The 12,000-nt window shown below is 68.7% G+C and carries 11 protein-coding genes and 1 pseudogene; 4 read left to right on the top strand and 8 right to left on the bottom strand.

Annotation, left to right across the window (positions count from 1 at the left end; genetic code table 11):
• Nucleotides 1-7: 7 nt before the first annotated feature.
• The 5 genes from JWP28_RS15410 to JWP28_RS15390 form a co-directional block, all read right to left on the bottom strand.
• Nucleotides 8-754: an ABC transporter ATP-binding protein gene (locus JWP28_RS15410; RefSeq protein WP_299544239.1), complete on the bottom strand. Its 747-nt coding sequence runs from the start codon at nucleotides 752-754 to the stop codon at nucleotides 8-10.
• On the bottom strand, nucleotides 751-1,623 hold the full coding sequence (locus JWP28_RS15405; protein ID WP_299544237.1) for an ABC transporter permease: 873 nt from the start codon (nucleotides 1,621-1,623) through the stop codon (nucleotides 751-753). The genes JWP28_RS15410 and JWP28_RS15405 overlap by 4 nt, the downstream gene beginning before the upstream one ends.
• Before the next feature lie 13 nt (nucleotides 1,624-1,636).
• Complete coding sequence (locus tag JWP28_RS15400) at nucleotides 1,637-2,734, bottom strand: ABC transporter substrate-binding protein (RefSeq protein WP_299544235.1); 1,098 nt, start codon at nucleotides 2,732-2,734, stop codon at nucleotides 1,637-1,639.
• Nucleotides 2,735-2,815: 81 nt separating this feature from the next.
• Entirely contained in the window at nucleotides 2,816-3,799 is a 984-nt protein-coding gene (locus JWP28_RS15395; protein WP_299544233.1) for a TauD/TfdA family dioxygenase, read from the bottom strand.
• Nucleotides 3,800-3,971: 172 nt separating this feature from the next.
• The gene (locus tag JWP28_RS15390; protein ID WP_299544232.1) at nucleotides 3,972-4,436 is read right to left on the bottom strand and encodes an Rrf2 family transcriptional regulator; all 465 of its coding nucleotides are present in this window, start codon (nucleotides 4,434-4,436) and stop codon (nucleotides 3,972-3,974) included.
• 374 nt (nucleotides 4,437-4,810) lie between these two features.
• On the opposite strand from JWP28_RS15390, the gene JWP28_RS15385 reads away from it, so the two are divergent.
• Genes JWP28_RS15385 through JWP28_RS15375 form a run of 3 tightly spaced genes read left to right on the top strand, consistent with a single transcriptional unit; the run spans nucleotide 4,811 to nucleotide 9,549 of the window.
• Nucleotides 4,811-7,138, top strand: coding sequence for a TonB-dependent receptor (locus tag JWP28_RS15385; RefSeq protein WP_299544231.1), 2,328 nt, complete (start codon nucleotides 4,811-4,813; stop codon nucleotides 7,136-7,138).
• Between the two features lie 21 nt (nucleotides 7,139-7,159).
• Nucleotides 7,160-8,146: an aldo/keto reductase gene (locus JWP28_RS15380; protein WP_299544229.1), complete on the top strand. Its 987-nt coding sequence runs from the start codon at nucleotides 7,160-7,162 to the stop codon at nucleotides 8,144-8,146.
• A gap of 32 nt (nucleotides 8,147-8,178) precedes the next feature.
• Nucleotides 8,179-9,549: an FAD/NAD(P)-binding protein gene (locus tag JWP28_RS15375; protein ID WP_299544227.1), complete on the top strand. Its 1,371-nt coding sequence runs from the start codon at nucleotides 8,179-8,181 to the stop codon at nucleotides 9,547-9,549.
• An 11-nt stretch (nucleotides 9,550-9,560) separates the two neighbouring features.
• On the opposite strand, the gene JWP28_RS15370 is transcribed toward JWP28_RS15375, so the two are convergent.
• A complete protein-coding gene (locus JWP28_RS15370) occupies nucleotides 9,561-9,740 on the bottom strand; it encodes a tyrosine-type recombinase/integrase (protein WP_299544226.1) in 180 nt (59 codons plus the stop codon).
• 33 nt (nucleotides 9,741-9,773) lie between these two features.
• Between JWP28_RS15370 and JWP28_RS15365 the strand changes: the two genes are divergently transcribed.
• Nucleotides 9,774-11,018, top strand: a complete 1,245-nt coding sequence (locus tag JWP28_RS15365; RefSeq protein WP_299544225.1) for a serine hydrolase domain-containing protein — start codon at nucleotides 9,774-9,776, stop codon at nucleotides 11,016-11,018.
• Between the two features lie 179 nt (nucleotides 11,019-11,197).
• Here JWP28_RS15365 and JWP28_RS15360 read toward each other — a convergent pair whose 3' ends face one another.
• Nucleotides 11,198-11,566 (bottom strand): 3-methyl-2-oxobutanoate hydroxymethyltransferase, encoded by a 369-nt coding sequence (locus JWP28_RS15360; RefSeq protein WP_299544223.1) that lies wholly within the window; start codon nucleotides 11,564-11,566, stop codon nucleotides 11,198-11,200.
• 230 nt (nucleotides 11,567-11,796) lie between these two features.
• Nucleotides 11,797-12,000 (bottom strand): annotated as a pseudogene (locus JWP28_RS15355) (acetyl-CoA C-acyltransferase); the annotation flags it as partial.

The following is a 12,000-nucleotide window of genomic DNA, read 5'->3' as shown; positions in this document are numbered from 1 at the left end:
GGAAGGGTCAGGCGGTGGCGGGTTGGCGGTGGTTGGGGGTGTCTTCGACGCCGAGCCGGCCCAGCAGTTGGCGGCGCAGATCGGCGAAGCGAACGCTGCGCTCCGGCCCCCCGGGCGGCAGGTCGACGGCGATGTCGGCGACGATCCGGCCCTCTTCCAGCACCACCACGCGGTCGGCCAGATCGATGGCCTCGTCGACGTCGTGGGTGACCAGCAGGACCGCGGGCTTGTGGACATCGGAGAGCCGCTTCAAGAGCACGTGCATGCGGATGCGGGTGAGTGCGTCCAGCGCGCCGAACGGTTCGTCGGCCAGCAGCAGTTCCGGCTCTCGGACCAGCGAACGGGCCAGCGCCACGCGCTGCTGCTCGCCGCCGGAGAGCTCGTAGGGCCAGGAGGCTTCGCGGCCGGGCAACTCGACCTCGGCCAGGGCCTGCCGGCCGCGCGCTTTGGCGTCCGGTCCGTCGAGGCCGAGGATGACGTTGTCAAGCACCCGCTTCCAAGGCAGCAGGCGCGCGTCCTGGAAGATCACCGACAGGCGCTCGGGCGTGACGATCTCGCCCACGCCGGTGGCCTCGTGATCGAGCTGGGCGAGCGCGCGCAACAGGGTGGACTTGCCGCAGCCGCTGCGGCCCAGCAGGGCCACAAACTCGCCCTTGCGGATATCCAGGTCGACGCTGTTCAGGACGCCTTTGAGCGTGAAGCGGCGGGTGAGCGCGCGGACCCGGACGACCGGCTGGGTGCGGGAGGTGCTCATTTGGCGAAGGTCCTGCGCCAGGTGAGCGTGCGGGCTTCCAGCGTCCGGACGGCGAGGTCGGAGGTGAGGCCCAGCAGCGCATAGACCACCAGTCCCACGACGATGACGTCGGACTGGGCGTAAGTGCGGGCGAGGTTGATCATGTAGCCGATGCCGCTGGTGGCGTTCAGCTGCTCGACCACCACCAGCGCCAGCCACGCCGACATGACCGCGAAGCGCAGGCCGAGCAGGAAACCGGGCAGGGCGCCCGGCAGCACCACCTGGCGGATGAAGGCGGAGCGGCTGAGGCCGAGGGTTTCGGCCAGCTCGACGTAGCGGGCCTCGATGCCGCGCAGGGCGGTGTGGGTGTTGAGGTAGATCGGGATGAACACCGAGATGGCGATCACCGTGACCTTCATGGTCTCGCCGATGCCGAACCACAGGATGACCAGCGGGATCAGGGCGAGCGTCGGGATCGCCCGCTTCACCTGCACCAGGCCGTCGAAGACATAGCCGCCGGCGAGGCTGAGGCCGGCGATCAGCGCCACGACGACGCCGGCTGTGACTCCGAAGAAGAGGCCCTGTGCGGCCCGCCAGGCGGAGATCAGCAGGTTGGCCTGCAGGCGGCCCCGACGCAGCAGGTCCGCGGCGGTGGCGACGGTCACCCAGGGCGCCGGAAGCACGCGGGCGTCGATAAGGCCGCTCATCGATCCGACTGTCCAGAACAGCACCAGCAGCGCCGGTCCCAGCAGCCAGCCCAGCGGATCGGGCGCGGCGATGCCGAGCCGCCGGCGGGGCGGGGCCGGCCGCGCGATGGCCGGGGGCAGCTCGAAGGCGTCGCGCGGCAGCTCGACGGCGGCGGTCAGGACGGCAGCGCTTTGTGCGTTCATGGTGGGGATCCCATCAGCGCGAGGCCAGCGTCCGGCCGCCGCCGGCTTCGGCGAAGGCGTCGGCGGAGAGGGTTTCGAAGCGGCGGTCGAACAGGCGTCGGGCGTTGAACGGCTTGCGGCCGGTGGCCTGCGCCATCAGGTTCACCGAGCCCTGCTGGCGCGCGATCGCCTCTGTCCAGTCGCGCGGCAGCTCGGCCTTGCCGTTGGCCTGCACGACATAGCGCGCGTCCTGCGGCGAGAGGCCCTGGTTGGCGACGTAATAGACCTGGGCCCACTCGTCGGGATGGCTGTTGATCCAGGCTTGGGCGCGACCCCAGACCTTGACGTAGGCGCGCAGCGCCGCGGCCTTGCCGGGGTCCTTCAGCGTCGCCTCGGGTACGTACATGGTGACGAAGTCGTCACGAACCCCGCTCTTCAGCACCTTGCCGCCATCCGCGCCGAAGCGGTCGAGATAGCGCTTCAGGGCCGCGCCCGCGCCGATCGGCGCTACGTCGATCAGGCCGCCGGAGAGCGCGTTGACGTAGATGTCCGCCGACGGGCTCGGCAGCTCGAGGAGGGTGACGTCCTTCGTCGTGAGACCCTGGGATTGCAGGACCCGCTGAACGATCTCGCCCTGCACCTGGCCCGGGCTGTAGGCGATGCGCTTGCCGCGCAGGTCCTTCAGCGAGTTGATCCGGGCCTTGGGCGCAATGGCCAGTTCGAACGACGGATGGCCCGCCTGGTCCTGGCGGAAGCGCACGGCGATCATCTTGACCGGGATGCCGACCCAGATGGCGTGGATCGGCGGAATGTTGGCCACCGTGCCGACGTCCAGCACCCCGGCGTGGAAGGCCTCGGTGACCGCCGGCCCGCCGGTGATCTCCGCCCACTTCACCTGGAAGGGCAAGTCCCGGATCCAGCCGGTGTGCTTCAGAACCCGCTCGGTGGTCGGGTCGCCGATGGCCAGAGTGACGCCGGGCGGGACGCGGGTCGGCAGCGGCGCATCGAGCGCCAGCTGACCGGCCGTCGTGGCGGCCCTGGGCGCCGGCGCGTGGGTCGCCGCATAGACCGAGAGGCCTGCGGAGAGCCCCAGGATCGCGAGCGCCAGGATGCCGACTCGATGCGAGGCCACGGTGCGAACGCCTTTGTGGGAAGGGGAGGAGACGGCCCGTCGCCCCGAAGGGCATCAAGGCGACGAGCCGCCGGTCGCTGATCAACCGATGACGTTGAACAGCTCGCCCTCGAGCGCCTGCGAGCGGAAGCCGTCGGCCCCGACGGGGAGGTCGCCGGCCACGGTGATCCGCCGCACGACGCGAGGGAGATCGAAGTGCTGGTAGTCGATGGGCCCGGCGTGGGCGACGGCCTGGTTGTCCCAGACCACCAGCGACTTGGGCGCCCAGCGGAAGCGGACCTGGTACTCGGGCCGGGTCGCTTCGAAGTAGAGGAGGTCGAGCAGCGCCTGGCTCTCCCGTTCCTTCAGGCCGACGATGTGGGTCGTGGTGCCGGGGTTGAGGAACAGGAGCTTCTCGCCGGTCTCCGGGTGGATGCGGACCAGCGGGTGCAGCGAGACGAACGGGCCGGTGGCGCGCCCGTCGCGGCGGGGCTTCCTCCGCTTGTCGCCGCCGAAGTCGTAGCTGGTGGTCTGGTGGACCGCCTGCAGGTCGTCGATCAGCCGCTGGATCTTGGGCGACAGGCCCTCATAGGCGGCGATCAGGTTGGTGAACAGGGTGTCGCCGCCATAGGGGGGGATCTGCACCCCATGCAGGATCGAATAGCGGTTCGGGTTGGCGACGAAGGTGATGTCGATGTGCCAGCCTTTGTAGTCGCGGGGTTTGCGCGCGCCGGGCTTGATGTTGTCGTTTTCGGTGCGGCGCGTGCGGTATTCGTCGACCGCCCGCTCCCAGATTTCCGGATGGTCTTCGAGGCCCTCGGAGATCGGGTGGGCGGGCGTCAGCGGCCCGAAGGCGCGGCCGAAGGCCTTGAGCTGATCGTTGGTGATGTCCTGGTCGCGGAAGAAGACCACGCGCCACTTGTGCAGGGCCGCCTGGATCTCGGCCGCCGTCTTGGCGTCGAGCGGTCGGCGCAGATCGATGCCGGAGAGTTCCGCGCCGATGATCGGCGTCACGGGTTCGACGATCAGTTTCGACGGTCCTCCGGCGGGGGCCTCGCGGGTCTGTAACGTAGCTGCGCTGCTCATGGAATTCCCTTCCGACTGCAGGTCGATTGCGGCGGGCCGGAAGAGGTCTGAAGCGGCCTCAACGCCGTCCGTCCCTCAACGCCTACTACTCAAGTAGGAATTGGAAAAGCGCGGATCGCACTGGGCCGGGCGCAGAAATTCTGTAGCTGCACCCTAGGGATGCTGGCGAGGCCTAGGCGTCCGAAGCTCTGGCGGAGACCGAATCCAGCAGCGAGGCGGCGGCCGGGGAATTGGCGATCGCGTCGGCGAGGGTGGTGCGGTCGAGGATCTCCGACACCTCGTTGCGGACGCTGGCCATCACCCGTCGAATGGCGCAGGCGGTCTCGTCGACGCAGTCCTCGCAGCGCTTGTAGAAGTTGCGGCTGGCGCAGGGCAGCAGCGCAAGCGGCCCGTCCGTCAGCCGGATCACCTCGCCGAAGGTGATCAGGTCGGCCGGCCGCGCCAGGCGATAGCCGCCGGACCAGCCGCGGGTGCTGTCGACCAGCTCGGCGCGGCGCAGGTCCGACATGATCGCCTCGAGATATTTCCGCGGGATCTGCTCGTCGGTGGCGATGACGCTCACCTGCCGGGGCTCGTCGCGGTGGCGAGCTAGGTGCAGGAGGGCCTTCAAGGCATAGCGGCCGCGCTGGGAAAGCATCTGTGTCCGTGTGTCGCCGCAAAATCGCGCGGGCCGTCTGTCGGCAGGGAGGCGCCAGGATAATCGACCGACGCCGTAGGCGTCGCCAAAAACTCCGGACTGCTGGAAACGTGGTGCGGTGCAGAAAAACTGCAAGTGCGGCGAGAACGTCTTCCTTCAAATCCTATCCAGTTAGTAGGAACTGACCGCCGCAGCCGATCCGTGCCGAAGGGGACCGCCTTGACCGATATGAGATCCAGACCAGCGGATCGCTCGACGGAGCGATGTTCCGGGCGCCTGACCGCCTAGACCCACCGCTCCCGCCCGAACCTCCGCCTTAACCTGCGGGCCCAAAAGGGCCGCCGCGGGATCGCGCCCGCACGCCAGGACCCGTCATGACCCACGCTCTCAAGGCCGCTCTGTTCGCCTCCATCGCGGCGACCGCGCTTGCCGCCACGCCAGCTCTGGCCCAGACCCCGACGACACTGGCCGCCGCCTCGACCGCCGACGCCGCCCGGCTCGCCGCCGACGAAGGCGCGAGCGTCAACGAAGTCGTGGTCACCGCCCGCCGCCAGGAGGAACGCGCCATCGACGTGCCGATCGCGCTGTCGGCGCTCTCCGGCGAGACGCTCGAGAAGACCGGCGCCTACACCCTGGCCGACATCCAGAACCAGGTGCCGAGCATGGTGGCCTTCAACTCGAACCCCAGGAACTCCTCGGTCGGCATCCGCGGGATCGGCGTCTCCTCCGCCTCAGACGGCCTCGACACCTCCGTCGGGTTCTACGTGGACGGGGTCTACCTTGGCCGGCCGGGCATGGCGCTCACCGACCTGATCGACGTGCAGAGCGTCGAGGTGCTGCGCGGGCCGCAAGGCACGCTGTTCGGCCGCAACACCTCGGCCGGAGTACTCAATATCACCACCCGGAAGCCGAGCTTCCAGCCCGGCGCCGACCTCGAGGTCTCGGGCGGCTCCTACAACTACAATCAGGTCCGCGCGAGCGTGACGGGTCCGTTGATCGACGGCGTCCTGGCGGGCCGGCTGACGGCCTTCGAGACCCACCGCGACGGCGTGCTGGACAATATCAAGACGGGTATCAAGGCCAACAGCATCGGCCGCCAGGGCATCCGCGCGCAGCTGCTCTACACGCCGAGCTCGAAGCTGACCGTCCGCGTCATCGGGGACTATTCCTCGGAGGACGACACCTGCTGCGTCAGCGTGCTGAAGACCGTGCTGCCGAGATCGATCAGCGTGGCTACCGCACGAACGCTCAGCGCCTTCCAGGCCCTGGGCTACGCGCCCGCGGCCTCGCTGAACTACACTCTCAACAACGCGCCGCAGAACATGCGGACCGACCAGAAGGGCGCGTCAGTCGAGGTGAGCTACGACCTCGGCTGGGCCGACGCGACCTCGATCACCGCCTGGAAATACTGGCATTTCAACCCGTTGCAGGACTCCGACGGCACCCCGCTGGACATCATCCAGGTCAACGTCGCCCAGACCCGCGATACCCAGTGGTCCCAGGAATTCCGTCTGGCCTCCAAGCCCGGCCGCCTGGACTGGCAGGCGGGCGTCTACCTGTTCGACCAGCGGCTGAAGGACCACTACATCCTCAACCAGTTCGGCTCCGACGCGAGCGCTTTCTATACGACCCTCGCGCGCCTTGCGAACCCGGCCGCGGCCGCCATCACCATCGCGCCCAGCTCGCAATATATCGACGACACCTCCACCAAGACCGACAGCGCCGCGGCGTTCGGCCAGGTCAATTTCCATGTCACCGAGCAGCTCACCGCGACGGGCGGCCTGCGCTACACCTACGACAAGCGCGAGGGGATTTCCGACACCTCGACGATCGGCACGCCCTACGCCGCAACCTCGATCCCGTTCCACTACAACGTCACTGTGGAGGGCGGGAACTGGTCGTATCTCGCGAGCCTGTCCTACAAGCTCACCGACCACTCCCTGGCCTATGCCTCCTATTCGACGGGCTACAAGTCGGCGGGCCTCAACCTCAACTCGGCGGTGAGCGCGGGCTCGCCGCTGGTGTTGCAGCCGGAGAAGGTCGGCAACTGGGAGGTGGGTCTCAAACAGTCTCTGCTGGATAACCGCGCCACCCTGAACCTCAGCGGCTTCTGGACCGACCTGACCGGCCTGCAGGCCAACATCGTGCCGTCCAACGGCGCGCGGTCCTACCTGGCCAACGTCGGCGACGTGCGGGCCAAGGGCGTGGAGGCTGAGGCCACTTGGGAGATCGTGCGGGGGCTGGATGCCTCGCTGAACGGCTCCTACAACGACGTGCGCTACACCTCCTATCCGAATGCGCCCTGCGGCGTGGGCGTCACGGGGACCTGCAACCTGACGGGCCAACCTGTCTTCCAGGCGCCAAAGTGGGTCTGGAACGCGTCCCTGCGCTACGCATGGGACCTGGGTGGCGACGTCCACCCCTACGCCCAGGCGCAGTACAGCTACCGCTCCGGCGTGTTCGGCACGGTGGACGACAGCCCCTATGGGTGGATTCCCGCCTACAGCCTGGTGAACGCCCGGCTCGGCGCCAAATTCGGCGATGGCCGCTATGACGCCTCGATCTGGGTCAACAACCTCGCCGACACGCAGTATTTCCAGAACCTCAGCACGGCCTCGATCGTCGGCGCCGCGGCGTACGGGTTCGCAGGCCAGCTCGGCCCGCCGCGCACCTGGGGCGCGACGCTCCGGGCTCAGTTCTAACGAAGAGATTGGAGACCAACCATGTCGACAACTTCCACAGACCCTGTCCCGCTGGGTCCGCTCTCCGTCAGCCGGCAAGGGTTCGGCTGCATGGGGTTGTCCCACACCTACGGGAAGGCCGACGAGGCGGAGTCACTGGCGACGCTCGACCGCGCCGTGGAACTCGGGATCAACTTCTTCGACACAGCCGACGTCTACGGCCTGGGCCACAATGAAGAGCTGCTGGCCAAGGCGATCCGCGGCCGGCGCGACAGGCTGGTGATCGCCAGCAAGTTCGGCAACCGGCTCGACCGCGAGACCAGCGGCCGCGCGCTCGACGGCCGGCCAGAGTATATGCGCCAAGCCGTCGACGCCAGCCTGCGCAGGCTCGAGGTCGAGCACATCGACCTCTATTACCTGCACCGCCTCGATCCGCTGACGCCCATCGAGGAGACGGTCGGCGAACTGGTGCGCCTGAAAGAGCAGGGGAAGATCGGCGCTGTCGGCCTGTCCGAAGTCGACGCCGGCGTTCTGCGCCGCGCCCACGCCGTCCATCCCATCGCCGCCCTTCAGAGCGAATATTCGCTTTGGACGCGGGAGGTGGAGGCCGACATCCTGCCGGCCGCCCGGGAGCTTGGAATCGGCTTCGTGGCCTACAGCCCGCTCGGCCGCGGCTTCCTGGCCGGCGCCGAGCCCGTCGAGGCCAGCGACCGCCGCAACCTGCACCCCCGCTTCCAGGCCGACGCCATCGCCGCCAACAGCCAGCGCCGCGCGGTGGCTGTTGACGTCGCTGAACGCCTCGGCGTCACTGTCGCCCAGATCAGCTTGGCTTGGGTCCTGTCGAAGGGCGTTGTGCCGATCCCCGGCACCCGGCATATCGCCCACTTGGAAGCCAACTGGGCGGCGGGCGATCTCATCCTCGATCCGGCGTCCGTGGCCGAACTCGAAGCGGCATTTACCCCTGGATCGACGGTGGGCGCGCGCTACCCGGCGGGCTCGCCGCCGGTCCCGGGTCTGCAACCGGCCTGAACCACGAGGGGCGCGGCCCCGTTGGGAGCTGCATGTCGACCCGCGATCGGACTGCGCCCGCTAGTTCCACCGTGGCGGTCGTCGGCGGCGGCTTCAGCGGCCTGCTGACGGCGATCCACCTGCTGCAGGCCGACCCGGACCTCATCGTCCGGCTGGTGGAACGCGCCCCGCAGTTCGGCCGCGGCCGCGCCTATCGAACTGAGAACCCAGACCATCTGCTCAACGTCCGCGTCGCCAATATGAGCGCCTTTCCGGACCGGCCCGACCACTTCGCGGCTTGGCTCCGCGCCAGGGGCGATTGCGCCGGACCCAGCGCCTTTGTCAGCCGCAACCGCTACGGCGACTATCTCCAGAGCCTGCTGCGCGAGCATGTCCGCGATCCGGACAACGCCGGGCGTCTTCTCCTGGAGCACGATGAGGCGGTCGACATTGAATGGACAGACGGCCGTCAGGTCGTGAAGCTTGCTCTGGGCCGCAGCTTCGAAGCCGACGCGACGGTGCTGGCCGTAGGCTCACCGCCGCCGTCCCCACCCCATGGCGCCGACGACGGGGTCGTCGCATCCGCCAACTACTTCGCCGAGCCCTGGACTCTGGACCTCGCTTCCGTCCCTCAGGGCGACGTCCTCGTTGTCGGCTCAGGCCTGACGATGATCGACGCGGCTCTCAGCCTGGCCGGCGAGGGTCGGCGCCTGACCGCCCTGTCCCGCCACGGCCTGCTGCCGAGGAGCCACGGTCCGACGACGCCCTCCGATCCGCCTGAAGGTTCGACCGCCACGCCGCTGCAAGCGCTGCGCACGCTCCGCGCCCAGGCCCGCAAGGTCGGATGGCGCGAGGCCGTCGATGGAATCCGGCCGCGGACCGCGGCTATCTGGATGTCCTGGCCCGTTGACGAGCGCCGCCGCTTCCTGCGCCACGCCCAGACTTGGTGGGACGTCCACCGCCACCGCATGGCGCCCGCCGTCACGGCGCGGGTTTCCGAACTCATTGCAGTCGGCCAACTCGAGATTTTCGGCTCAAGGCTCGAACGGATACGCACCGCCGGCGACGGCTTCGAGGCGACGTTCCGACGCAGCGCCGACGGCCATTGGATCACGCGCCGGTTCACGGCGGTGATCAACTGCATGGGGATGCGCGGGTCGCCCAGCGCTGAGGGAAACGATCTCGTCGCGCGACTGGCGCGAAGGGGCGTCGTTCGCGCCGACCCTCTGGGCCTCGGCCTCGAGGTCTCGGACGCGCTGCAAGTCGTCGGAGCGACGGGGGCGCCGACGGCCGGGCTGTTTGCGGTCGGACCCCTCACCCGCGGCGCGTTCTGGGAGACGGTCGCCACGCCCGACCTACGTATCCACACTGCGCGGCTTGCGCGCACGATCTTCGAAAGCCTGCGGACCGTGGAAGCGGCCTGACTTCGTACTGTTCACCGGACCTTGTGTTCGTTCCCAGCCTTCATGCGGCTTGCTGGGATTTTCCAGACCCTCTGGTCCAGGTCGATCTCGGCCCATGTTGCGCCCAGCACCTCGCCGGTGCGGCAGGCGGTCAAGACCAGCAGCTCCAACGCCCTGGCCGCCGTCCCCTCCCGCTCCCGCAGGTCGGCCATGAAGGCACCGACCTCGGCATAGGGCAGGGCCGCATGCTTTCCGTGCTTCTTCTGCTTGGCGAGCAGATGAGCAAAGTAGAGATCCAAGGGATTTGCGCGCCGGGCTTCGAGGCGGTGGGCGAAGCGTTCGCACGAAACTTTTCCCATTACGGCGAACGCGGCGCCGCCGTGGCGGTGCGGCACAGGGGCGAGGTGGTCGTCGATCTGTGGGGCGGGGCGGCCGACACGGCTGGCCGGCCCTGGGCCGAGGACACGCTGGCGGTGGTTTTCTCGACCACCAAGGGCCTGGCCGCGCTCTGTTTGCACATCCTGGCCGATCGCGGTGACATCAGCTTTGATGCCCCAGTGGCGCAGTTTTGGCCGGAGTTTGCGGCCAACGGGAAAGGCGCCAACACAGTGGCCATGGCGCTCAGTCACCAGGCCGGCCTGCCGACCTGGCAGGGTCCGTTGCTGGAGAACGCGCTCTACGACTGGGACTTCGCGGCCCGGCGACTTGCCGAGGAAGCCCCGCTCTGGGAGCCGGGCACAGCGCACGGGTATCACGGCCTGACGATCGGCTGGCTGGAAGGCGAGCTCGTTCGCCGCGTCACCGGGCGCACGATCGGCGCCTTCTTCCGCACGGAGGTGGCCGAGCGCCTGGGGGCCGATGCCTGGATCGGTCTGCCGGAGGTTCATCACCAACGCGTGGCGGAACTCGAGCTCGCTGAGCCCGACATGGCCTCCTCGTTCTTCCGCAAGATCGCAGAGGAGCCCGACTGGTTCGGCGCGAAGCTGGTGACGAACGATGGCGGCGACATCCGCCCGGCGTCGGTCAACACAGCTCGCCGGCGGGCCATGGAACACCCCTCCGCCGGCGGCGTCACCAACGCACGCGCCCTGGCGCATATCTATGCGCCCTTGTCGCTGGATGGCGCGCTCGATGGGGTTCGGCTGGTCGATGAGATGGCGCTGCCGGCGATGCGAAACGTCCGATCCGCGTCGTCCTGTGATCTGATTTTGCGGCTGCCCACGACCTTCACCCTCGGGTTCTCCAAGACCTGGGGCGCTCGGAGCCTCGGCCCCGGAAGCCATGTCATCTTGGGGGAGCAGGCCTTCGGCACGCCGGGCATGGGTGGCAGCATCGGCTTCGCCGACGGCGAGGCGCAGCTCTCGTTCGGCTATGTGATGAACCGCCTCGGCGGCGGCGTGGGCCTTAACGAGCGCGGTCAAGGCCTGGTGGATGCGGCCTATAAGGCCGTGGGCTTCCGCACCTCCGAGCCCGGCTTCTGGGTTCGTTGAGCTCGAGCGCTGCTGGTCTCGAACCTGAATCCGCCATCGCGACGGCGTCCTGCAGCGCTGACGCACCGCCCGGCGCTTAATTCCATCGTCCCGACGCGAACGGCGCCTCGCCGCCCGTACGGGTCCGGCCTGCGAAGACGTTGGCGAGATCGGTCTGGTCAACCGTCAGGAAGTTCGCGTTAAAGGCGCGTCTGGGCCGCGCCGCCTTCCAGCTTGACCGCCTGGACCTGGGCCTCCTGCATCAGACGACGCGCCGCGGCGATCGCGGAAGGCTTATCGGCGTAGGTCAGGAACGGCAGGTCGGCGATCACCAGCGCGTTCTGCGCGCCCCGCACCACCGCGGCCGCATGCCGGACCATGTCGTCCAGGGTCACCGGCAGGGTCGTGTCATGGCCGTGCATGACCATGCCCAGGGAGTCCCCGACCAGGATGAGGGGCACGCCGGCGCGGTCGGCGATCCGGGCCGCCGCATAGTCGTAGGCGGTCAGCATCGGAATGCGCCGTCCCGCGGACTTCATTTTTTGAAGGTCTTGCAAGGTCGTTCGCATCTGGAACCTCCAACGCGGTCCGCGCCGGTCCGACAGAGGGCGGCGCGAAGCCAAATAGAACCCGGGCGCGTCCGGCGGAACCCCCGTCCACCTGGCGGTCCGGGGGAATGTTCGGTTCGGCCGGCACGATTGGGCCCGCGGGGACCCAACTCAACGCGCGGGCAGGCCGAAAGTCTTGCGGGCCATCGCCGGACGGCGGGGCCGGCTTCGACGAAGCCGACACTACAGCCTCAGATCCGCTCGATAATGATCGCCGGCGCCATGCCGCCGGCGGCGCACATGGTGACCAGGCCGCGCTTGAGATCGCGGCGCTCGAGTTCGTCCAGGATGGTGCCGATGAGGATCGAGCCGGTCGCGCCGATCGGGTGGCCAAGCGCCATCGCGCCGCCGTTCACATTGACCTTCTCGCGATCGAGCTTGAGGTCGCGGATGAA

The sequence above is a fragment of the Phenylobacterium sp. genome, assembly GCF_028290885.1.
Classification (GTDB): Bacteria; Pseudomonadota; Alphaproteobacteria; order Caulobacterales; family Caulobacteraceae; genus Phenylobacterium.
This window is presented reverse-complemented; position numbering and strand designations above follow the sequence as displayed.